20 protein-coding genes are annotated in these 20,802 nt (G+C 69.9%); 12 read left to right on the top strand and 8 right to left on the bottom strand.

Translation table 11 applies throughout. The annotated features are described in order from the left end of the window. The first annotated feature begins 27 nt into the window (after nucleotides 1-27). The 4 genes from nadA (at nucleotide 28) to Q7J39_RS14475 (ending at nucleotide 4,719) form a co-directional block, all read left to right on the top strand. Entirely contained in the window at nucleotides 28-1,110 is a 1,083-nt protein-coding gene (gene nadA, locus Q7J39_RS14490; RefSeq protein WP_304826387.1) for a quinolinate synthase NadA, read from the top strand. Between the two features lies 1 nt (nucleotide 1,111). Next, entirely contained in the window at nucleotides 1,112-2,638 is a 1,527-nt protein-coding gene (locus Q7J39_RS14485; RefSeq protein ID WP_304826384.1) for an L-aspartate oxidase, read from the top strand. Beyond that, nucleotides 2,635-3,480, top strand: a complete 846-nt coding sequence (gene nadC / locus Q7J39_RS14480; protein WP_304826381.1) for a carboxylating nicotinate-nucleotide diphosphorylase — start codon at nucleotides 2,635-2,637, stop codon at nucleotides 3,478-3,480. The genes Q7J39_RS14485 and nadC overlap by 4 nt, the downstream gene beginning before the upstream one ends. A gap of 255 nt (nucleotides 3,481-3,735) precedes the next feature. Beyond that, complete coding sequence (locus tag Q7J39_RS14475; RefSeq protein WP_304826378.1) at nucleotides 3,736-4,719, top strand: NADP-dependent oxidoreductase; 984 nt, start codon at nucleotides 3,736-3,738, stop codon at nucleotides 4,717-4,719. Nucleotides 4,720-4,810: 91 nt separating this feature from the next. On the opposite strand, the gene Q7J39_RS14470 is transcribed toward Q7J39_RS14475, so the two are convergent. Further along, nucleotides 4,811-5,497 carry a DJ-1/PfpI family protein gene (locus tag Q7J39_RS14470; protein WP_304826375.1) on the bottom strand — a complete coding sequence of 229 codons (687 nt, stop codon included), beginning with the start codon at nucleotides 5,495-5,497 and terminating at the stop codon, nucleotides 4,811-4,813. Between the two features lie 84 nt (nucleotides 5,498-5,581). Between Q7J39_RS14470 and Q7J39_RS14465 the strand changes: the two genes are divergently transcribed. Next, a complete protein-coding gene (locus Q7J39_RS14465; protein WP_304826372.1) occupies nucleotides 5,582-6,520 on the top strand; it encodes a GlxA family transcriptional regulator in 939 nt (312 codons plus the stop codon). A gap of 98 nt (nucleotides 6,521-6,618) precedes the next feature. On the opposite strand, the gene Q7J39_RS14460 is transcribed toward Q7J39_RS14465, so the two are convergent. Together Q7J39_RS14460 and Q7J39_RS14455 are read right to left on the bottom strand one after the other, a co-directional pair. After that, the gene (locus Q7J39_RS14460) at nucleotides 6,619-7,173 is read right to left on the bottom strand and encodes a DUF1003 domain-containing protein (RefSeq protein ID WP_304826370.1); all 555 of its coding nucleotides are present in this window, start codon (nucleotides 7,171-7,173) and stop codon (nucleotides 6,619-6,621) included. 71 nt (nucleotides 7,174-7,244) lie between these two features. Then, entirely contained in the window at nucleotides 7,245-8,327 is a 1,083-nt protein-coding gene (locus tag Q7J39_RS14455; RefSeq protein WP_304826367.1) for a cell wall hydrolase, read from the bottom strand. A 337-nt stretch (nucleotides 8,328-8,664) separates the two neighbouring features. Between Q7J39_RS14455 and Q7J39_RS14450 the strand changes: the two genes are divergently transcribed. From Q7J39_RS14450 to Q7J39_RS14435, 4 genes are all read left to right on the top strand, one after another. After that, nucleotides 8,665-8,847 carry a hypothetical protein gene (locus Q7J39_RS14450; protein WP_304826364.1) on the top strand — a complete coding sequence of 61 codons (183 nt, stop codon included), beginning with the start codon at nucleotides 8,665-8,667 and terminating at the stop codon, nucleotides 8,845-8,847. A 188-nt stretch (nucleotides 8,848-9,035) separates the two neighbouring features. Further along, a complete protein-coding gene (locus Q7J39_RS14445) occupies nucleotides 9,036-9,437 on the top strand; it encodes a hypothetical protein (RefSeq protein ID WP_304826361.1) in 402 nt (133 codons plus the stop codon). Between the two features lie 160 nt (nucleotides 9,438-9,597). Then, nucleotides 9,598-9,954 carry a hypothetical protein gene (locus tag Q7J39_RS14440; RefSeq protein WP_304826358.1) on the top strand — a complete coding sequence of 119 codons (357 nt, stop codon included), beginning with the start codon at nucleotides 9,598-9,600 and terminating at the stop codon, nucleotides 9,952-9,954. Nucleotides 9,955-10,193: 239 nt separating this feature from the next. After that, complete coding sequence (locus Q7J39_RS14435) at nucleotides 10,194-10,664, top strand: hypothetical protein (RefSeq protein ID WP_304826355.1); 471 nt, start codon at nucleotides 10,194-10,196, stop codon at nucleotides 10,662-10,664. Here Q7J39_RS14435 and Q7J39_RS14430 read toward each other — a convergent pair. From Q7J39_RS14430 to Q7J39_RS14415, 4 genes are all read right to left on the bottom strand, one after another. Next, the gene (locus tag Q7J39_RS14430) at nucleotides 10,661-12,844 is read right to left on the bottom strand and encodes a CHASE2 domain-containing protein (RefSeq protein ID WP_304826353.1); all 2,184 of its coding nucleotides are present in this window, start codon (nucleotides 12,842-12,844) and stop codon (nucleotides 10,661-10,663) included. The two genes, Q7J39_RS14435 and Q7J39_RS14430, sit on opposite strands and share 4 nt — an antisense overlap. Before the next feature lie 3 nt (nucleotides 12,845-12,847). Then, nucleotides 12,848-14,158, bottom strand: coding sequence for a FecR domain-containing protein (locus tag Q7J39_RS14425; RefSeq protein ID WP_304826350.1), 1,311 nt, complete (start codon nucleotides 14,156-14,158; stop codon nucleotides 12,848-12,850). Continuing rightward, nucleotides 14,155-14,862, bottom strand: a complete 708-nt coding sequence (locus Q7J39_RS14420; protein WP_304826347.1) for a response regulator transcription factor — start codon at nucleotides 14,860-14,862, stop codon at nucleotides 14,155-14,157. The genes Q7J39_RS14425 and Q7J39_RS14420 overlap by 4 nt, the downstream gene beginning before the upstream one ends. 79 nt (nucleotides 14,863-14,941) lie before the next feature. Then, a complete protein-coding gene (locus Q7J39_RS14415) occupies nucleotides 14,942-15,820 on the bottom strand; it encodes an alpha/beta fold hydrolase (RefSeq protein ID WP_304826344.1) in 879 nt (292 codons plus the stop codon). Nucleotides 15,821-15,979: 159 nt separating this feature from the next. Here Q7J39_RS14415 and Q7J39_RS14410 point away from each other — a divergent pair, with 159 nt between their 5' ends. Beyond that, the gene (locus Q7J39_RS14410) at nucleotides 15,980-16,573 is read left to right on the top strand and encodes a DsbA family protein (RefSeq protein WP_304826341.1); all 594 of its coding nucleotides are present in this window, start codon (nucleotides 15,980-15,982) and stop codon (nucleotides 16,571-16,573) included. On the opposite strand, the gene Q7J39_RS14405 is transcribed toward Q7J39_RS14410, so the two are convergent. Then, nucleotides 16,570-17,160, bottom strand: coding sequence for a TetR/AcrR family transcriptional regulator (locus Q7J39_RS14405; protein ID WP_304826338.1), 591 nt, complete (start codon nucleotides 17,158-17,160; stop codon nucleotides 16,570-16,572). The two genes, Q7J39_RS14410 and Q7J39_RS14405, sit on opposite strands and share 4 nt — an antisense overlap. Before the next feature lie 57 nt (nucleotides 17,161-17,217). Between Q7J39_RS14405 and Q7J39_RS14400 the strand changes: the two genes are divergently transcribed. Both Q7J39_RS14400 and uvrB read left to right on the top strand, forming a co-directional pair. Further along, nucleotides 17,218-18,234 (top strand): alpha/beta hydrolase, encoded by a 1,017-nt coding sequence (locus tag Q7J39_RS14400; RefSeq protein WP_304826335.1) that lies wholly within the window; start codon nucleotides 17,218-17,220, stop codon nucleotides 18,232-18,234. Between the two features lie 177 nt (nucleotides 18,235-18,411). Beyond that, nucleotides 18,412-20,658: an excinuclease ABC subunit UvrB gene (gene uvrB, locus Q7J39_RS14395; RefSeq protein ID WP_304826332.1), complete on the top strand. Its 2,247-nt coding sequence runs from the start codon at nucleotides 18,412-18,414 to the stop codon at nucleotides 20,656-20,658. Nucleotides 20,659-20,802 lie beyond the last annotated feature (144 nt).

Here is a 20,802-nt window from a genome sequence, read left to right as displayed (position 1 = left end):
GCTCATTGTGAGCATAAGGAGGGCCAAGTGGCCGACGGGTTCCAATTCGCGTTCACGCCTGAGGTCGACAAGGCCACCCTGCCCCTCTGGGAAAAGGTGAAGGGCCACATCACGCCCATGGAGTGGCGGCTACAGGCCCCGCTGATCGCCGAGATCAATCGCCTCAAGCGCGAGAAGAACGCGGTGATCCTGGCCCACAACTACATGACGCCGGACATTTTCCACGGGGTCGGCGACTATGTCGGCGACAGCCTGGGCCTGGCCAAGGAAGCCGCCAAGTCGGACGCCAAGATCATCGTCCAGGCCGGCGTGCACTTCATGGCCGAGACCTCGAAGATCCTGTCGCCTGAGAAGACCGTGCTGATCCCCGACCTGCGGGCCGGCTGCAGCCTGGCGTCCTCGATCACCGGCGCCGATGTGCGGCTGATCAAGCAGCGCTATCCGGGCCTGCCGGTGGTCACCTATGTCAACACCACCGCCGACGTGAAGGCCGAGACCGACGTCTGCTGCACCAGCGCCAACGCCGTGCAGGTGGTGGAGCATGTGGCGCGTGAGTGGGGCGTCGACCGGGTGATCCTGATCCCCGACGAGTTCCTGGCCCGCAACGTCGCCCGTCAGACCGACATCAAGATCATCGCCTGGCAGGGCCGCTGCGAGGTGCATGAGCGCTTCACCGCCGCCGACATCCTGGAGCTCAAGGCCGCCTATCCGAACGCCGAGATCCTGGCCCACCCGGAATGCCCGGCCGAGGTGCTGGAGGTCTCCGACTTCGCCGGCTCGACGGCGGCGATGAACGACTATGTCCTGACGCGGAAGCCCAAGCAGGTGGTGCTGATCACCGAATGCTCGATGGCCGACAACGTCGCCGTGGACGCCATCGACACCGAGTTCGTGCGCCCCTGCAACCTGTGCCCGCACATGAAGCGGATCACCCTGGAGAACATCTACGAGGCCCTGGTGCACAACCGCTACGAGGTCACCGTCGACCCGGCGATCGCCGCCCGAGCCCGCGTGGCGGTGCAGCGGATGATCGACCTGCCGCCGCCCCTGGTCCCGGCCCGCTACGACCTGGTCAAGGCCCGCCACCACGTGGATGTGGAGCTGATCTGAGGTGGCCGACCGTATCCACCATGACGGCGTCCTGATCGTCGGCGCCGGGCTGGCGGGGCTGTCCGCAGCCCTGGCCGCCGCGCCGCGCAGCGTGCTGCTGCTGACCGGCGCCCCCTTGAACCAGGGCTGCTCGTCGGCCTGGGCGCAGGGCGGGATGGCGGCCGCACTGTCGGCGGATGATGCGCCGGCCCTGCACGCCGCCGACACCATCGCGGCGGGGGCGGGCCTGGTGGATGTCGCCATGGCCCATCTGCTGGCCAAGGAAGGCCCGGCGGCCGTGCGCCACCTGGCCGATCTCGGCGCGCCTTTCGACCGGGACGCGACCGGCGCCTTCGCCACCAGCCTGGAGGCCGCCCACTCCCGCAGCCGCGTGGCCCGGGTGAAGGGTGACCAGGCCGGCCGCGCGATCATGGAGGCGGTGGTCCAGACCGCTCTTTCTTCACGGCACATAGAGGTCCGGGCCGGCATGCGCCTGCGCGGGGTGCTGCACGATGTCGGCGGACGGGTGCGCGGGGTGGTGGCCGAGCAGGCCGGGCGCCTCATCGAGATCACCGCGCCGGCCACCCTGTTCGCCACCGGCGGCATCGGCGGCCTCTATGGCGTCACCACCACACCCCCCGAACTGCAGGGCGAGGGCCTGGCGCTCGCGGCCCTGGCCGGCGCCACCATCGCCGACCCCGAGTTCGTGCAGTTCCACCCGACGGCCATCGACATCGGCCGCGATCCCGCCCCGCTGGCCACCGAGGCCCTGCGGGGCGAGGGCGCCCGGCTGATCAATGCGGCGGGCGAGTTCTTCATGGCCGCCTATCACCCGGACGCCGAGCTGGCGCCCCGCGACGTGGTGGCCCGCGCCATCCATGCCGAGCTGGCCGCCGGCCGCGGCGCCTTCCTCGACGCGCGCGCCGCCGTGGGCGCCCACTTCCCCGAGGAGTTCCCCGCCGTCTTCGCCGCCTGCCTGTCGGGCGGGGTCGATCCGCGGGTGCAGCCGATCCCGGTGGCGCCGGCCTGCCACTACCACATGGGCGGCATCGTCACCGACGCCAACGGCGCGACCTCGCTGGAGGGCCTGTTCGCCGCCGGTGAGTGCGCGTCGACCGGGGTGCACGGCGGCAACCGCCTGGCGTCCAACTCCCTGCTGGAGGCCGCCGTCTTCGGGACCCGCGCCGGCAAGGCCGCCCGCGAACAGCGCGAGGCCCCGTCCGGCCCCCTGCGCCGCATCCTGACCCCGGACCTGCCCGCCGAGGCGCTGGCGGCCCTGAGGATCGGCATGAGCCGGGACGCCGGCGTGGTCCGCGACGCCCCGGGCCTGACCAACCTGCTCTCCGAGATCGATCGCTTCGAGGCGGCTCACGGCCGCGCCGGCCCCCTGGTGGCCGCGCGCCTGGTGGCCCAGTGCGCCCTGGACCGCAGGGAAAGCCGCGGCGGCCACTACCGCTCCGACTTCCCCGAGCCCCTGCCGCCCAAGCGGACCTTCGTCACCTTCGCCGACCTCAAGTCGGATGACCCTCTCAGTTTCGCGGCCGAATGATCCAGCCCCTCCCCGACCTGCTGATCGACTCCACTGTGCGCGCCGCCCTGGCCGAAGACCTCGGCCGGGCGGGCGACGTCACGGCCCAGGCCTGTATCGACGCCGACGCGCAGATGAGCGTGGTCTTCGCCACCCGTCAGAGCGGCGTGGTGGCGGGCCTGGCCTGCGCGCGGCTGGCGATCCTGGCCCTGGACCCCAAGGCCAGCTTCGAGGCGATGGTGGCCGATGGCGACAGCGTCGAGGCCGGCGCGGTCCTGGCCAAGGTCACCGGCAATGCGCGCGCCATTCTGTCGGCCGAGCGCACGGCTCTGAACCTGATGGGCCGCCTCTCCGGGGTCGCCACCCTGACGCGGGCCTATGTGGACCAGACGCAGGGCACCGCCGCCCGCATCGTCGACACCCGCAAGACCACGCCGGGCCTGCGCCACCTGGAGAAATACGCCGTGCGCTGCGGCGGCGGGGTCAACCACCGCTTCGGCCTGGATGACGCCATCCTGATCAAGGACAACCATGTCGCCGCCTGTGGCGGGGTCGCCAATGCGCTGAAGCGCGCGCGAGCCTTCGCCGGCCACCTGACCAAGGTGGAGCTGGAGGTCGACAGCCTGGAACAACTCGCCGAGGCCCTACCCCACGGGGCGGACGTCATCATGCTGGACAACTTCAGCCCCGACGACCTGCGGAAGGCCGTGACCCTGGCCGGCGGCAAGGTGGTGCTGGAGGCCTCGGGCGGTGTGAACCTCCAGACCGTGCGCGCCATCGCGCAAAGCGGCGTGGCGGTGATCAGCGTCGGCGCCCTGACCCACTCGGCCCCGGTGCTCGACATCGGCCTCGACGCGGTCTGAGGCGGACGCGAAACGCGGCGCCCATGAGAGCGGCGGCGAGTACGCCGGGCCTGAGCTTCCCACTTCACGTCATCCCGGACGGCCGTCAGGCCGATCCGGGACCCAGGGGCGGAGCGCTCGGCCCCTGGGTCCCGGCTCTTCGCTTCGCTACGGCCGGGATGACGTGTGGAGTTTTTCTGGCGTGACCCGGGCTCCTTGCGGGGTTACCTCCAAACGATTGTTTGAATTCATTCCAGTCGGCCCAGGGAGTTTCCCATGACCACCGCCCGCCAGATCCACCTCGTCCGCCGCCCCAAGGGCAAGCCGGTGCTTGAGGACTTCGCCCTGGTGGAGGCGCAGGTCGCCGACGCCGCCGAGGGCGAGATTCAGGTCACGGCCCTGCTGATGTCGGTGGACCCCTACATGCGCCCGCGCCTCGACGCCGATCAGGCCCTGGACGCCCCCCTGCTGGGCGGCGGCATCGGCCGGGTGACCCAGTCGAAGAATCCCAAGTTCAAGGAAGGCGACCTGGTCCGTCACAGCGCGGGCTTCCGCGAGACCTTCGTCTCCGACGGCCGCGGCGTCTCGGTTCTGAACCGAGACCCTGAGCTGCCGCTGAGTGTCTACATGCACGCCCTGGGCGGCACCGGCGTCACCGCCTATGGCGGCCTGCTGGGGACGGGCGCGCTCAAGGATGGCGAGCAGGTCTTCGTCTCCACCGCCGGCGGCGCTGTCGGCTCGGTCGTGGCCCAGATCGCCAAGATCAAGGGCTGCTACGTGGTCGGCTCCACCGGGACCGACGAGAAGGCCGCCTGGCTGAAGGACGAGGTCGGGATCGACGCGGTGATCAACTACAAGACAGAGAACCTGGCCGAGGCCCTGAAGGCCGCCACGCCCAACGGCATCGACGTCTATTTCGAGAATGTCGGCGGCGCGCACCTGGACGCCGCCCTGCCCCGCATGAACCTGCGCGGCCGCATCCCGGTCTGCGGCATGATCTCGACCTATAACGGCGACGGCGAAGGGGTGAAGAACCTGTTCTCGCTGATCTATGGCCGCATCCGCATGGAAGGCTTCGTGGCCGGCGACTTCCCGCACCTGAACGCCGACTTCCTGGCCGACATGACCGGCTGGCTCAAGTCGGGCCAGATCAAGTACCAGGAGACCATCCTGGATGGCTTCGAGCGCGCGCCCGAGGGGCTGATCGGCCTCTTCGAAGGCAAGAACAACGGCAAGATGCTGATCCACATCGCCGACTAGGCGCTCCCTCCGCGCCAAGCCCAACCCTTCCGGCGTTGCACGCCGTCCACCCCGGCCTAGCCGGGAGGTGGACGTCAGCGCGGCCCAACCCTTAGACGGCTTCCAGCCGGCGGGCGGCTTCCTCGGCCGCCTCCTGGCGGTCGCCCATCGCGCCGGCCATCATCGCCGTCACCGCCGCCAGGATCTCCGGCGGGGCGGTCTCCGGCGTGCCGGAGTTGAACGGCGGTGCGGGCGAGTATTCCAGACCCAGCTGCAGCGACTGAGCGAGCGCGTCACCGGCCAGCTCAGCCACCATGGTGAAGGCGAAGTCCAGGCCCGCGGTCACCCCGCCCCCGGTGATGATGTTGCCGTCGCGGACCACCCGGCCCTCGGTGACGATGACGCCGAAGGGCTTCAGCTGATCCTTCCAGGCCCAGTGGCAGGTGGCCCGCTTGCCCTTGAGCATCCCCGTGGCCGCCAGGATCAGCGAGCCGGTGCAGACGCTGGTGAGGTACTTCGCGCCGCCCGCCAGCCGCTTGATGTGGGCCATGAAGGCCTCGTCCAGCATGGCCGCGCTGGTGCCGAAGCCACCGGGCACACAGATCACGTCGCAGGCCTGGACCTCGGCCAGGTCGGCCAGGTTGGTGAAGGTCAGGCCGTCGGCCTCGATGTCGGCGCCGCCCATGGAGGCGACGATGATCTTCGCACCCGGGATGCGGCACATCACCTGCTGCGGGCCGGTGAAGTCGAGGTGGGTGACACCCGGATAGAGCGGGAAGACGATGACGAGATCGGACATGGCGGCGGTTCCCTGAAAGTTGACGACATCAGGGTGTCAGGCCTAGCGTGCGTCCGAAATGACAATCTTACCTCAAATTCAGCCATGACCCGCCGTGTTGGCTTCCTGATCTTTCCCGACTTCCAGCTGCTGGACGCGGCCGGGCCGCTGGGGGCGTTCGAGATCGCGGGGCGTTATGTCCCCGGCGCCTACAGCCTGAAGGTGATCGCCGCGGAACCGGGCCAGGTGATGAGTTCGGCCGGCGCCGGCATGGGCGCCGAGGCCTTCGATGAGGACCTCGACACCCTGGTGATCTCGGGCGGGATCGGGGCGAGCGCGGCGTCGAAGCATCCGGGCCTCAAGGCCTATATCCAGCGGGTCGCCGCCCAGGCGCGGCGCACCGCCAGCGTCTGCACCGGCGCCTATCTGCTGGCCGAGGCCGGATTGCTGGACGGCCGGCGCGCCACCACCCACTGGGCCCGCAGCGCCGAGCTGCAGAAACGCTATCCCAAGATCCGGGTCGAGGCCGACCGCATCTTCGTCCGCGAGGGCCCGATCTGGACGTCGGCGGGGATCACGGCGGGGATCGACCTGTCGTTGGCGCTGATCGCCGAGGATCTGGGGGAGGAGGTGGCGCGCCAGACCGCCCAGACCCTGGTGGTCTATCACCGCAGGCCCGGCGGCCAGTCGCAGTTCTCGGCCCTGATCGAGATGGGCGGCCAGGGCGGGCGGTTCGCCAGCCTGCTGGACTGGATGCGCGAGAACCTGGACCAGGCGCTCACCGTCGACCAGCTGGCCGACCGGGCGGCCATGAGCCCCCGCCACTTCGCCCGCGCCTTCGCCGCCGAGACCGGCATGACGCCCGCCAAGGCCGTGGAGCGTCTGCGCCTGGAGACCGCCCGCCAGCGGATTGAGGCCTCAAGCGACCCCATCGACCGGGTGGCGGAAATGGTAGGGTTCGGCGACCCGGAGCGGATGCGCCGGGCCTTCCTGCGCGCCTTCGGCCAGCCGCCCCAGGCCCTGCGGCGGGCGGCGCGGGCCTAGAGCCGGATGGCTTCTCTCGAAGCCTGAATCCGGCTCTATAACCTTGAAATTAGATCACGATTCAACGTTCAGACGATTCCGTCTGAACGCACCGTGATCTAGGACCTGGCGGCCAGAGCCGCCATCTGGGTCTTGAGCAGGTCCAGGGTCTCGGCCTGGGCGGTCACCAGCTTGACCAGCTCATCGCTGCGCAGGGCGTCCAGCTTGTCATGCAGGTGCATGATCTCCAGCTCGGACCGCAGGTTGACCACGTAGTCGTGCTCGGCGTTCGCCCGGTCACGGGCCGCGGCCCGGTTCTGGCTCATCATGATCACCGGCGCCTGCAGGGCCGCGATCATCGACATCACCAGGTTGAGGAAGATGAAGGGATAGGGGTCGAAGGCCAGGCTCCCGGTCAGGGCGTTCCAGCTCACCCACGCCACCAGCACCCCCAGGAAACTGAAGATGAAACGCCAGGACCCGCCGACCGCGGCGATGGTGTCGGCCAAGCGCTGCCAGAAGGTGCGATCGTCGCTGATGAGCTGGGGGTTGAGGCCGCTGGGCGCCTCGGTGGCGATCAGGTCGATGACGCTGCGCTGGACCGGAGTCAGCTCGTCGTAACTGCATCCCAGCAGGGCCTGGGCCAGTTGGGCGTTGTGATCCCCGGCATGCATCGGCGTCTTCCCTCGCTTGGCGAGGGAAGACCTTCAACGTGCGTCGCGCCGCCCCGCAAGGGGCAATGGGGTCAGGAGGCCGCGCCGGTGGCGGGCTTGGGGGCCAGTTCGGTGGATCGGGTCTGGCTGACGGGAGTCAGCTTGGCCTTGGGCGTCTCGGCCTTGGGCTCGGCGGGGACCTTGGCCTCGGCGGAGGCCGGGACGTCGGCGGTCTCAACCACCTTGTGAGCGACGATCTCCGGCCCTGAGGTCAGCACGGCCGAGGATAGACGGAAGTCCGCCGACGGGGCGGCGGGCTGGGCCGGCATCGGCGTCAGGCTGGCATAGACGGTTTCACCGGTGGTCGGCTCATGATGACCGGCCCGGCTGTCGGCGACATAGGTCGCCGGCTGCGCGCCGCGGCCGAAGCGGTAGAAGACATGCATCCCCACCTGAGCCACACGGACCATACGCGGACCCCAGTTGGGAGAGACGCCGGTGGTGTGGAAATTGGTGGCGTCGCCCACCGAGGCCATGACGGCCCCGGACAGGGCGCGTCCGGCGACCTGCTTGGCGCGGTTCCAGGCGATGGTCTCGCGGCCCCGGCGCATGGAGCCGTCGCAGGCGAAGCTGAACTGGCAGCCCCGAGCCCGCGCCGCGCCCTGGAAGACCACGCCGCAGACGCTCTTGGGATAGGCCGGATGGCGCACGCGGTTCAGGACCACCTGGGCCACGGCCTGCTGGCCGACGGCGGTTTCGCCACGGGCCTCGAAATAGACGGCCTGGGTCAGGCACTCCAACTCACGCGAGCTTTCCAGCATGCCGGCCATCCGGAAAGGCGTGACCGACGGGACCAGGGGGCCGGCGAAGGCGGCGCGCAGGACGACGGCCGAAGCCGGGTTGCGGTCGCGCTTTTCCAAGCGGGCGGCGAAGATGGCCGATTGGCGGTCGCGCTCGGCGTCGCCGGCCACGGTGAAGGGGTCGTGACGGCGCGCGACACGAAGGATCCCAGGATCCATGTCGGCGGCTTCGCGTTGAAGAACAGACTCCGAGAAGCCGCCGGCGGCGGCCTCGGCAAGGCGGGCGGTGCGTTGGTGGTCGGTGGTGGCGCGCGCCATCCCGCCGACCAGATAGGCCGCGCCGAGGCCCAGGCCGACGCCTGAACCCAGCAGCACAGCACTGGTCAACGCACGCCAATCGGCGCGCGCCTGAGGTTTGGATAACAAAGGGTGGTTGTCCCGTGTGGCGAGGGCGGAAGCGCCCCCAGACATCGTTGCCACTCGACGCCCCTGCACTTGCTGGCGGCGTTCCGCGGCGGGCCTGCTCCTTACACGTCGGAAGACAAGCCATGGCGAAGTTGCCGTGCTTCTAAACGGAAGGATCAAGATTCGCAACCCCATATTGCAGTGCAGCAAAAACAGACCTGTGGATGGCCGCTGGTTCAGCCCCTCGGGAACCTTCACCTTTCGCCACCGTTCTTCCCGCCGAGACATCCTGAAGCGGAGCTATGTCATGCGGAAAACCCTTAGCGTTCTTGCCCTTACCGGCTTTGCCCTGGCCTTGGCGGCCTGTGGCCACAATGTCGAACAGCGCGCCTCAACCGGCGCGATCACCGGCGCCGTCATCGGCGGCCCCGTGGGCGCCGCCGCCGGCGCCGCGGCTGGTACGATCGTCAGCAAGGCTGTCGACAAGTAGGATTGGCGTTGGCCCCGCGCCTCGCGGGGCCATAGTCCAACTGCGTCATGCGCGCGTCCTCGCCCTGACTAGAGTCGTATCAAGAGTGCGATTCTCAGGAGCCCGGACGTGGGACATGTGTTTTTCGCCGTCATGACCTTGGTCGCGGTTATTGCGATCACGGTGCTAGGCGGGCATCCTCTCTGACGATGAAGCGCAGCCTGTCCCTTGCGCTCCTGATGGCGATCTGCGCCACCGGAGCTCACGCCGCGCCCGCATGGCGGGTGCAGCAGGCCTGCGCGCTGAAGCGCTATCTCGGCGCCACCCCAGCCTTCGCCAACACCTGGGGCCGCGACGCCACCCAGGTGTCCCACGGAAGCGGCCGCGCCACCGCCGCCTGGCGCGTGGAGCCGGCGGCCCGGTTCAGCTACATCACCGCCATGGCCTCTGGCCGCGCCTTCGCCGACCGGGCCGTCGATCTGCTGGCCGGCCGCGAGCGGATCACCCGCGACGAGGCCCTGCGGGTCATCGGCGCCGACCCCGGCCCCTGGCCGGAGGTCACCGTGGCCAAGTGCGACGCGCTGGAGCGGCTCGCCCTGCACGCCCGCTAAGGTCGCATTCCTCACCCCCAGCCGCCGACATTCAGACGCCGCGTCCCCATTTCGGGCCAACTGTAAAGCTTTGTAAAATCGGGGCGCGCACAGGGTTTTCCACGCCCACGCTCTGCTAAGACATCGTTAAGGATCAACCTCAACGCACGGTCGAACGCAGATGACGGACACGGATGAAGTCGCCCTCGCGCGCCGCGTGAAATTCGCCAAGACCTGGAACATCAATCCGCTGGTGGGGGAGATCGTCGAAATCCTGCTGATCTATGGCGGTTCAGCTCACCGCAACCTGGTGGCCGAGCGGATCGCCATGCGTCGCACCAGCGAGCAGATCTCCGACGGGCTGAAGCGCGAGATCTTCGAGGCCTTCGACACCCACTGCGAAGGCGCCGCCAACGCCAACCAGCCGGCCCTGGTCTTCCTGCCCTTCGGCGAAGGCTCCCACCGCTGGTCGCTCACGCCGGACGCCCATAGCTTCCTGGATCAAGGCCCCTCCTTCCTGACGGCCCTGTGCCGGTGACCGCCGCCGCCTTCGTGGTGAAGTTGACGTCCGCCGTGGCGGGCGGGGCGCTCTGCCTGGGCGTCGTCATCGGCCTGACGGTGATCCATGCCTGACTCCCTGGGGCCGAGGTCGCGACGATTGGTGTTCGGCCTGGCCCTGTTGGTGAACCTGGCGGCCTGGATCTTCATTCTGCGCGCCGTGATCCTGCCCCTCGTGAGCGATTGACGCGGGCGCGGGCGCGCCGGAGAGTTGGCGTCATGTCAGTCAAGCTTGTCCTGCCCCTCGCCGCGGCCGCCCTCCTGGCCGGATGCGCCACCCCGCCCCAGGTGGTGCGCAGCGGCGATCCGGCTTTCGCCAACGGCAAGGCCGTGGCCCTGGCCGCCACCCAGGCGACGCCCCTGGACCGGGCGCGACCCGACCAGGCAGCCGCCCTGGTGGTGGCGAGATTGGGCGGCCGCACCGTCGAACCGGCCGCCGCCGACTATCTGATGCAGGTGGCCTTCAGCGAGCTTCCGAAGGGCGTGGGCGTCATGCGCGACGGCGCCGGAAGCTGGCTGTCGGAGACCCGCCGACGCTTCGGCCTGCGCCGCGCCGCCTATGCGGTCAGCATCACCGCCATCGAGACCAAGACCGGCAGGGCCGCCTTCAGCGCCACCGCCACCGAACCGGCCCATGGCGATCCGGCCAAGGCTGTGGATCGGCTGGTGGCCGCCGCGCTGGCGGACTAAACGCCCTCCCGCAGCTCAACCACGAACCTCGCCCCGCCCCCCGGCGCGCGCTCGCAGCCCACCTGCCCGCCGTGACGAATCACCACCGACCGGACGAAGGCCAGGCCCAGGCCCGCGCCGGGATCGCCGCCCGCCTGCGGCCGCGCGAACCGCTTGAAGGGTTCGAAGACGCTTTCCAGCTCCTCGGCGGTCAGGCCCGGCCCCTGGTCGGTGACGCTGACCCGAACCCGGCCCTCCTGGCGGACCAGGGCGACGACAATCTGCGCGCCCACCGGGCTGTACTTCACCGCGTTCTGAAACAGATTGGCGAAGGCCCGGGCCAGCAGGGAGTGGTCGCCGAGCACGAGGCAGGGCTCCTCGCAACCCTCCTGGAGAAACTCGACCTTCTTCTGTTGCGCCTGAGGCCAGAGTTCGTCGGCCATCTCGGAGATGACATCGCAGAGGTCCACCGGGTCACGGGCCAGGATCGAGGCCTCGGCGCGGGCGAACTGCACAAAGCCGTCGGCCAGCGCCAGGGTGCGCCGGGCGTTGGCGGCGATGCGGCCCACCACCGTCGGCTCCAGCCCCGGCGACTGCTGCAGCAGGGCCAGGATCGAGGTCTGGGGGGAGCGCATGTCGTGGGTCAGCAGTTGCAGGGCCTGTTCGCGCTGGCGGGCCGTCGCCATCAACTCGGTGGCGTCGGCCAGGCTGATCACCTCGCCGACCTGCCCGCCCCCCTCCGCGCGCCGCGGCGCGGTCATCATCAGCAGGGTGCGGCCGTCGCGGAGCGCCAGGGGATGGGTCCCGGTCGGAGGACCGTCCTCCAGACCGACAGGCTCCAGGCGACGGAGGAGATTCACCAGGGTCTCGCCCACCAGGCCGGGCCCCAGTAGGGCGTCTCCCGCCGCATTGGCCTGGATGACCACGCCCTCGGCGTCGGTGACCAGGGTGGCGTCGGGCAGGCTGGCCAGGATGTCATCAGCGAAGCGGCGCAGGGCGTCCATCCGCGAGATGGCCCCGCTGAGCGCCCGCGCCTGCCCGGCCACCACGTCGGCCACCGGCCCATTGGCCACGGGCGACTCCAGCCGCCCGCCCAGCCGCTCGAATTCGGCTTTCAGATAGTCGCTGGCCATGGCCAGCCGCCGCCAGCCCCAGAGCGGGAAGACCAGCAGCAGGATGGCCAGGGTCGTCACCGGCGACAGCCACAGGTGCGCGAGGCCAAACAGCATGATGCTGACGGCCAGGGTCGCGGCGCCCAGGCCGATGGCGAGGGCCAGGTTCTGGGCCGGCCTGAGGGTCAGGAAGCCCGCCATCAGAATCCACAGCGGCAGCACGGCGATCGCAAGCCGCGGCAGCCCTCCGGCCTCACCGCGGGTGACGCCACCATCCAGGGCGTCGAGAATATTGGCCTGCAGCTCCACCCCCGACATCCCGCCGCCCCCGCCCATGGGGGTCTGGAAGTGGTCGGTCATGCCAAGCGCCGTGGCGCCCACCAGCACCCGCTTGCCGGTGAAGAACTCGGCCGGGACCTCGCCCCGCAGCACGCTGCCGAAGCTCACCGTGCGATAGGCGCCGGGGGGCCCGGCGAAGGGGATCAGTTCGGCGGCGCAGGAGGCCTGTGGCAGGGGCGTCGCCAGACCCAGCACGACCTCCGCCAGGGGCCGCGCGACGGGGGCGGGACAGCGTTCGCGGCGGCGCGTCACGCCGTCCGGGTCCGGGCGGATGATCACCTGGCCGAGACCGGCGGCGGCGCGGGCCAGGGGACCGGCGGGGGGGACCTGGTTCAGGTCGGCGCCGTTCATCCCCGGCTCCACCAGCACCGGCAGGAAGACCTTCCCCGCGGCCGTCATCGCCCGGGCCAGGTCCGGGTCGGCGACGTCGGGCTCGGTGAAGAGCACGTCGTAGATCACCGCCTGGGGGGCGATGGGGGCCAGCCTGTTCAACAGGGCGGTATGGCGCGCGCGGGGCCAGGGCCAGCGGCCGAGTTCGGCCAGGCTGCGGTCGTCGATGGCGACAATGATGATCCCGGGGTCGGCGGGCCGGCCGCTGAGGGTGGTGAAGGCGTCGTAGACCGCGCCGTCGGCCCGGGCCAGCAGGCCGCTCCAGCTGGCGCCGGCCGCCGCGGCGGTGGCCAGCACGACCACCAGCAGCCACTCCAGGAGCAGTCGTCGACCGGCCGGCGATCGCCCCGCAGCCGGCATGGCCTATTGTCCGACGGTGAGTTCTTGCAGCCCGCCGACCTTCTCGGTGATCTTGCCCTTGGCCAACCGGGTCGCCGTCACCCGCCAGTAGTAGGTCCCCGGGGGCAGGTCGGTGAGCACCACCTGCGGCGCCTCCAGCCCCGGCTGATCCACCAGCGCGGTGCGCGCCTGGGCGTCGGCGAACAGCTGGAACCGGAAGGTGCGCGCGCCCTGGCCGGTGGCGGTCCACTTGAACAGATACTTGTGCAGCTTGCCCGAGCGTTCCGCCGCCGCCTGGCCCGGCTCAAGGACATTGAGGTCGCGGTCGAAGCCGTAGGTCGAGGCCAGGCCCTCCAGGCCCACCGCGTCGATGGCGGTGGCGCGGACGAAATAGGCGCCGTCGGGGATGTTCTCGAAGGCTGCCACCGTCTTGTCGGTGCGGGTCTCGTTGAAGATGTCGATGAAGCCCGCGTCATGGGCCAGTTGCAGGCGGTAGGCCGCCGCATCGGCCACAGGCTCCACCTCGAAGGTCACCACCGGGTCTTCCTGAGCCCGGCCGCCGCGCACCAGTTTCGGGGTCGGCGGCAGCTTGAGGGGGGCGCCCACGGCGGCCGGCGTGACGCTGACCCCGAAGGTCTCGGCCACCGCCACCTCGTCCTGGCCGCCGGCCACGCCCACCAGGCCCTTCAGCACCTCGGTCGTCGCCTGGCCGTCGCTGAGCGCCGCCACCCGGAACTCGGTGCCGCGCACGGCCGAGACTGACAGCGGCGTGCGGATCAGGAAGCGGGAATTGGGATTGGCGTTGGGGGTCGCCGAGGTGGAGCTGCGGCCATTGTCCAGGTCGAAGACCCGCAGCAGGCCGCCGGTCATCGGGACCTCGCGCAGCTGCCGCACGCGGCCGCTGGAGTTGGACGGCAGGGTGATGCGGCTCTCGTCGGAGAGCTCGAGGGTGACGAAACCGCCCGCCAGCGTCGTCAGGCGCATGCCCTCGACGATGGGCAGGCCGACGCGGGGCGCGACCGCCTGGCCGTCGCGCTCGATGCGCACAACGCCGGAGAAGGCCACCAGCTCGGCGGTGATCGGGTTGGTCCGCATCACCCGATAGGGCACGACCACCGTCGAGCCGGGCCGCAGGCGCCGGGCGTCGGGAATCCTGTTCAGCCGCTGGACGGTCCGATAGTCGCCGGGCCGGGCGAAGTAGCGGGTTCCGAGGGTGTAGAGGGTGTCGCCCTTCTTCACCACGTAGCGGGCGTCGGGCGGGCTGGGCGGCGGCGCCTGCTGGGCCAGGGCGGCGGTGGGGACCGCGAGGGCGAGCAGCAGGGCCAGCAGCTTCACGACGCGTCCTCCAGGACCGGTTGGCAGCGCTCCAGGCGGTAGCCGAAGCCGTAGACCGTCACAAGCCGGAAGCCGCCGGCCGGCCGCAGGGACAGCTTGCCCCGCAGGCGCGAGATGTGGGCGTCCAGGGTGCGGGTCTCCAGGTCGGCGCGGTGGCCCCAGACCCGCTCCAGCAGATAGTCGCGGCTCAGCGCCCGGGACATGTTGCGGAACAGGGTCAGGGCCAGCTGGAACTCCTTGGAGGTCAGCTGCTCGGTCTTGCCCTCGCGGCTGGCGGTCTCGGACGCCGGATCGAAGGTCCAGCCCTCGTGGGTCTCGCCGCTGGTGGGCGGGGCGGCCGGATAGGCGCGGCGCAGCAGGGCGGCCACCCGGGCCAGCAGGATCGAGGGCTCGAAGGGCTTGACCAGATAGTCGTCGGCCCCGGCGTTCAGCCCCTCCACCACGTCGCTCTCCACCGAACGGCTGGTGACCAGCAGCACCGGCGGCGGGGTGGTCATCAGTTCCGGCAGGCGCGCCAGGACGTCGAGGCCGGTCATCTCCGGCATGTTCCAGTCCATGATCAGCAGGTCGAAGGTCTGGCGCCGCAGGTCGGCCAGCAGGGCCGGCGGGCGCTCATAGACGCTGCAGCGATGTCCGGCCTGACGCAGCATGGCCGCGAGCAGGTCGTTGTGGGCCTGGTCGTCGTCCAGGACGGCGATATTCATGCCTTAGGTCCCCACCCAATTCGACTGCCGGGAAGCTTAGCCCTGGCCGCCCTCCACGGCCCCTGGATTCGTCTCCAGGTTACATTGCTTTACGATCCGGCCCCGTTGGATTGTTGCGGGCCACGAAGGCGGCGTAGCCCTCGACATAATCCTCCGGGATGAAGCCGGCCATCATGGCGCTGAGGTGCCCCTTGCCGGGCAGGACCAGGTTGGTGAAGTCCGCCAGCTCGCGGGCCATCCGGTGGGTGCGGGCGTTGGGGCGGTCGTATTCGCCATTGATGGCCATGACCGGGAAGTCGACCTTCGACAGGTCAATCTTGTGGAGGGTCGCCATCATGCGGCCGGCCATGTCCTCCATCTTTCGCACCGCCCCGGCCCCGGCCACGGCCTCGACCTTGGCGCGGATGCGGTCGCCGAGATCGTTGCCCACCTCCTCGCCCTTGGCCTGGCGGCGCGCCTTGGCCCGGGCGTTGGCGGCGGCCTCGTCGGGGGCCTCGCCGGTGACGTCGGGCGGGACCTTGTCCTTCCACTCGCCGACCTCGCTGATGCCCGAGCCCTGGAAGCACGCGGTGATGAACCGCTCCGGCGCGCGAGCCAGTAGCTGCAGGGTCACCCCGCCGCCCATGGAGTAGCCGGCGATGTGGGCCTTCGCGATCCCCATCTGGTCCATGAACTCCAGCACGTCGTCGGCCATGTTGAAGTGGCTGTGCCTTAGGCCCCCCGACAGGCCGTGGGCCCGCATGTCCAGGGCGTAGACGTGATTGGTCTGCGCCAGCCGGGGCGCGATGCCGTTGGAGAACCAGTTGCCGATGGCGCTGCCCCGCGCCCCATGGATCAGGATCACCGGGACGCCTTGGCCGGCCTCCACATAGTGCAGGCGGGTCCCGTCCCTGACCGTGAAGAAGCCGTCGGGCCAGCGCGGCGGTGCGGCCTGTTCGGCCGCGGTCGAAACCGACATGAAATCCCCAAGACTCTAGGCGACTGAAATGAACGCGGCGGGAAATGAGTCCCGCCCTGCCCGCAGTATGACGGCTCGCCGCCGCCGGCGCCAACGCCCTCAGTTGACAGGCGAGGGGTTGGCGGTGTCCTGGGTCGTCCCCCATGAGAAAGCTCGCCCGTGCGTCACGCCCTGCTCAGCCTCGCCTTCCTGTTCCTCGCCGGCGCCGCCCACGCCGCCCCGGCCTACGCCACCGGCGACCTGGCGCTCGGGAACCCCAAGGCCCGCATCGTGGTGGACGAGTACGCCTCGCTCAGCTGCACCCACTGCGCCCAGTTCAACAATGAGGTCTTCCCGGCCTTCAAGGCCAAGTACATCGACACCGGCAATGTCCGCTACGTCCTGCACGAGTTCCTCACCGAGCCGGTCAATGTGGCGGCCATCGGCTTCATCACCGCCCGCTGCGCCGGGCCCGACAAGTACTTCGCGGTGGTGGACAGCCTGTTCCGCCGCCAGGCCGAGATCTTCGAGACCCGCGACCTGCGTCCGGTGCTGCTCGACGTCGCCAGGACCGCGGGCCTGACCGAGGCCCAGGTCAACGCCTGCGTCACCGACCCGGCCAACGGCGAGGCCCTGGAGGCCCGGGTCAAGGCCGGCGAGGCGCGCGGCGTGAACTCCACCCCGTTCTTCTTCGTCAACGGCGTGAAGGTCGACGGCGTCACCCTGGCCGACCTCGACAGGGCGATCGCGGCGGCGGGCAAGACGAAGCGCTAGCGGACCGAGCCGCGGGCCAGGGCTTCGAAGGCGGTCAGAATCGTCTGTTCGGTCACCGCCTCCGGGGTGATCTGGTGCTGGTGGATGAAACCGAGGGTCAGGGCCTGGACCGCCAACACCAGGTCGCGGGCGGGGATGGCGAGGACCTCGCCATAGGCGGCCTGGGTCCGGGCCTCGATCTGGTCGAAGGCGGCCAGGTAGAGCGCCGCCGAGCGCGCCCGCAGGTCCGGGTCGGTCAGGGCGTAGATCTGGAACTCGGCGTTCAGGCGCTGCAGCCCGCCGGCCCGGGGCAGCACGGCCACCAGGGCGTCGGCGGTCGCCCGAAGTTGTTCGGCCAGGGTCGCGCCCGTGCGGAGGGCCGGCTCGACGCTGAGTGACTGGCTCCGCGCCACGGCGAACATCAGGTCGGATTTGCCCGCGAAGTTGCCATAAATGGCCCCCTTGGTCATGCCGGCCCGGGCGGCGATCTCGTCCAGGGTGGCGGCGACGAAGCCTTTCTCGGCAACGATTTCCAGGGCCGCGGCGATCAGGCGCTCGCGGGTCCTTTGACGCTTTTGGGCGCCGCTTGCAGTGGTATCGCCGGCCATGGCTTGCGATATACCACGGGTATAATATACTCATGGTATATTTCGGGAGAGCGGGCGATGGGCTGGATCATCAAGGGCGTCGGGGTCGTGCTGCTGCTGGCGGTGGCGCTGACCGTCGTGGCCCTGGCGATGGAGAGCCTGGCGCAGCGGCGCGATGCGGCCCTCTACCCGCCGCCGGGGCGGATGATCGCCGTCGACGGTCGGAAGATGCACCTCCGCTGCCTCGGCCAGGGCGGGCCGACGGTGGTGCTGGAGGCGGGCGGCGGCAATCCGGCCCTGCTCGCCTTCCCGGTCCAGGAGCGGGTCGCTCGGGTGACGCGGGTCTGCAGCTACGACCGCGCCGGGCTAGGCTGGAGCGATCCCGCACCGGACGGCCGGACCTTCGAGGACCGCGCCCGCGAACTTCACGCCCTGCTGGCGGCGGCGGGCGAGCCCGGCCCCTATGTGCTGGCCGGCGAGTCCTTCGGCGGCCTGGTGGCGCGGACCTTCACCCGGCTCTATCCCAACGAGGTGGCGGGCCTGGTGCTGGTGGACGCCGCCGAAGAGCAGTTTTTCTTCGGCAAGCTGGCGAAGTTCCAGGCCGAGCGCGGACGGGCGAAGGCCTATGCCCTGGCCGCGCGCCTCGGCTTGACGCGCTGGCTGATCGTCCATCAGCCTGTGCAAGCGGGTCTGCCGCCCGGCATGTCGCTCGAGGACCGCCGCCGTTTCGCCGCCCTGTTCAGCCGTCCGGCCCATATGGCCGCCCTGCCCCAGGAGGTCGACGCCTATGAACTGGCCCCGCCGGAGCAGCGCGTGGCCGGCGGCTTCGGCGGCCTCGGCGACCGCCCCCTTGCGGTGATCGCCCACGGCCGGCCCTTCGTGGGGCCTCAGGCCTGGATGGAGGACGGCTGGAGCGCCGGCCAGGCGCGGCTCGCGGGACTCTCCACCGACAGCGAGATGGTGGTCGCCACCCAGTCCGGCCACGCCATCGCCCAGACGGAGCCGGACCTGGTGGCCGACGTGATCGGCCGCATTGTGGGCAAGGCGCGGGTTTCCCTTTCCTCCCCCGTTCACGGGGGAGGGGGACCGGCGTAGCCGGTGGAGGGGGCAAGACCGGGCTCTGAGCTTGCGGCTCGCCCCCTCCACCACGCCTGCGGTGCGGTCCCCCTCCCCCGCTGCGCAGGGGCGGAAATGCGGCCGGTCAGCCTGCTGCCACATCCTGTCACCAGGGCGCCCTAGCCTTCCGGGGTCATGATCCCTAAATTCGCTCTCATGCCCCGCACCCCGAAGACCGCCGAGCCGACCGGTGTCGCCGACATGTCGGCGGTGTTCGATTATGACGAGTCCAGCGCCCCCATGCTGTGGGTCCCGCACCGTCCCGACCGGCCGCAGAAGTCCGAGGGCGGGCGGCGGTTCAAGCTGGTCTCCGAGTACGAGCCGGCCGGCGACCAGCCCACCGCCATCGCCGATCTGGTGGCCGGCCTGGAGGGCAAGGAGCGCGACCAGGTGCTGCTCGGCGTCACCGGCTCGGGCAAGACCTTCACCATGGCCAAGGTCATTGAGCAGACCCAGCGCCCGGCCCTGATCCTGGCGCCCAACAAGACCCTGGCCGCCCAGCTCTATTCCGAGATGAAGAGCTTCTTCCCCGACAACGCGGTGGAGTTCTTCGTCTCCTATTACGACTACTACCAGCCCGAGGCCTACGTGCCGCGGACCGACACCTATATCGAGAAGGACTCCTCGATTAACGAGCAGATCGACCGGATGCGCCACTCGGCCACCCGGGCGATCCTGGAGCGCGACGACGTCATCGTGGTGGCCTCGGTCTCCTGCATCTACGGCATCGGCTCGGTGGAGACCTATTCCACCATGACCATCCAGCTGGAGGTCGGGCAGCGGGTGGACGAGAAGCAGCTGATCGCCGACCTGGTGGCCCTGCAGTTCAAGCGCAATGACGCCAGCTTCGAGCGCGGCGCCTTCCGCCGACGCGGCGACACGATCGAGATCTTCCCCGCCCACTACGAGGACCGCGCCTGGCGCGTCAGCCTGTTCGGCGACGAGATCGAGGCCATCGTCGAGTTCGACCCGCTGACCGGCCGCAAGACCGCCGACCTGCCGAGCATCAAGCTCTACGCCAACAGCCACCACGTCACCCCGCGCCCGACGCTCCACCAGGCGATGATCTCCATCAAGGCCGAGCTGAAGGAGCGCCTCGACTGGATGATCGCCAACGGCAAGCTGCTGGAGGCCCAGCGCCTGGAGCAGCGCACCACCTTCGACCTGGAGATGATCGGCGCCACCGGCTCCTGCGCCGGGATCGAGAACTACAGCCGCTACCTGTCGGGCCGTAGGCCTGGCGAGCCGCCGCCCACCTTCTTCGAATACATCCCCGACAACGCCCTGCTGTTCGTCGACGAAAGCCACCAGGCGGTGCCGCAGATCGGCGGCATGTATCGGGGCGACTACCGCCGCAAGTTCACCCTGGCCGAATACGGCTTCCGCCTGCCCTCCTGCCTGGACAACCGCCCCCTCAAGTTCGAGGAGTGGAACGCCATGCGGCCCGACACCATCTGCGTCTCGGCCACCCCGGCGGCCTGGGAGATGGAGCAGTCCGGCGGCGTCTTCGCCGAGCAGGTGATCCGCCCCACCGGCCTGATCGACCCGCCGGTGGAGATCCGCCCGGTCTCCAAGGACAACCACAGCCAGGTGGACGACGTCATCGCCGAGGTGCGCGAGACCACGGCCAAGGGCTACCGCTCCCTGATCACCGTGCTCACCAAGAAGATGGCCGAGGACCTCAGCGAGTACATGCACGAGCAGGGCCTGCGGGTCCGCTACATGCACTCCGACATCGACACCATGGAGCGGATCGAGATCATCCGCGACCTGCGCCTGGGCGCCTTCGACGCCCTGATCGGCATCAACCTGCTGCGCGAGGGCCTGGACATCCCCGAGTGCGGGCTCGTCGCCATCCTCGACGCCGACAAGGAGGGCTTCCTGCGCTCCGAGACCAGCCTGATCCAGACCATCGGCCGGGCGGCGCGCAACGTGGACGGCAAGTGCATCCTCTATGCCGACCGGATCACCGGCTCCATGGAACGCGCCATGGCCGAGACCTCACGCCGCCGGGAGAAGCAGGCGGCCTACAACCTCGAGCACGGCATCACGCCGGAGAGCATCAAGTCCTCCATCAAGGACATCCTGGCCTCCCCCTACGAGAAGGACCGGGTCACCGTGCCGGTGGGCGTGGCCGAGGACTCCAAGCCCTTCATGGGCGACAACTTCAAGACCACCCTGCGCGACCTCGAAAGCCGCATGCGCCAGGCCGCCGCCGACCTCGAATTCGAGACCGCCGCCCGCCTGCGCGACGAGATCAAGCGCCTGAAACTGATGGACCTCGAATTCGCCAACGACGTGCTCACCGCGCCGGGCGAAGAGGTGGACCGGACGGCGGTGAAGAAGGTGCGGGCGGAGGCGCGGGCCGAGGCGCAGGAGCGGTTCCGGAAGGGGAAGCGGTAGGGGCGACAGCGCTTTCACCTTTCTTCCGTCATCCTAGGCCTTGTGCCTAGGACCCCTCTCTCTGCTGTTGCTGAGCACCCAACCTATCCGGGCTTCACCAAGACCTACGGCCTGAAACGGCTCGTCTGGTACGAGCCCTTCGAG

The sequence above is a fragment of the Phenylobacterium sp. genome, assembly GCF_030651185.1.
In the GTDB taxonomy this organism is placed as follows: Bacteria; Pseudomonadota; Alphaproteobacteria; order Caulobacterales; family Caulobacteraceae; genus Phenylobacterium.
This window is presented reverse-complemented; position numbering and strand designations above follow the sequence as displayed.

What these genes read in the sequence shown, in the direction of transcription:
- Q7J39_RS14450 (WP_304826364.1), top strand. Translation starts at nt 8,665, where the DNA reads ATGCGGAAAACCCTTAGCGTTCTTGCCCTTACCGGCTTTGCCCTGGCC.
- uvrB (WP_304826332.1), top strand. Translation starts at nt 18,412, where the DNA reads ATGCCCCGCACCCCGAAGACCGCCGAGCCGACCGGTGTCGCCGACATG.
- Q7J39_RS14465 (WP_304826372.1), top strand. Translation starts at nt 5,582, where the DNA reads ATGACCCGCCGTGTTGGCTTCCTGATCTTTCCCGACTTCCAGCTGCTG.
- Q7J39_RS14435 (WP_304826355.1), top strand. Translation starts at nt 10,194, where the DNA reads ATGTCAGTCAAGCTTGTCCTGCCCCTCGCCGCGGCCGCCCTCCTGGCC.
- Q7J39_RS14400 (WP_304826335.1), top strand. Translation starts at nt 17,218, where the DNA reads ATGGGCTGGATCATCAAGGGCGTCGGGGTCGTGCTGCTGCTGGCGGTG.
- Q7J39_RS14445 (WP_304826361.1), top strand. Translation starts at nt 9,036, where the DNA reads ATGAAGCGCAGCCTGTCCCTTGCGCTCCTGATGGCGATCTGCGCCACC.
- Q7J39_RS14405 (WP_304826338.1), bottom strand. Translation starts at nt 17,160, where the DNA reads ATGGCCGGCGATACCACTGCAAGCGGCGCCCAAAAGCGTCAAAGGACC.
- Q7J39_RS14415 (WP_304826344.1), bottom strand. Translation starts at nt 15,820, where the DNA reads ATGTCGGTTTCGACCGCGGCCGAACAGGCCGCACCGCCGCGCTGGCCC.
- Q7J39_RS14475 (WP_304826378.1), top strand. Translation starts at nt 3,736, where the DNA reads ATGACCACCGCCCGCCAGATCCACCTCGTCCGCCGCCCCAAGGGCAAG.
- Q7J39_RS14430 (WP_304826353.1), bottom strand. Translation starts at nt 12,844, where the DNA reads ATGCCGGCTGCGGGGCGATCGCCGGCCGGTCGACGACTGCTCCTGGAG.
- Q7J39_RS14470 (WP_304826375.1), bottom strand. Translation starts at nt 5,497, where the DNA reads ATGTCCGATCTCGTCATCGTCTTCCCGCTCTATCCGGGTGTCACCCAC.
- Q7J39_RS14440 (WP_304826358.1), top strand. Translation starts at nt 9,598, where the DNA reads ATGACGGACACGGATGAAGTCGCCCTCGCGCGCCGCGTGAAATTCGCC.
- Q7J39_RS14460 (WP_304826370.1), bottom strand. Translation starts at nt 7,173, where the DNA reads ATGCATGCCGGGGATCACAACGCCCAACTGGCCCAGGCCCTGCTGGGA.
- Q7J39_RS14420 (WP_304826347.1), bottom strand. Translation starts at nt 14,862, where the DNA reads ATGAATATCGCCGTCCTGGACGACGACCAGGCCCACAACGACCTGCTC.
- nadC (WP_304826381.1), top strand. Translation starts at nt 2,635, where the DNA reads ATGATCCAGCCCCTCCCCGACCTGCTGATCGACTCCACTGTGCGCGCC.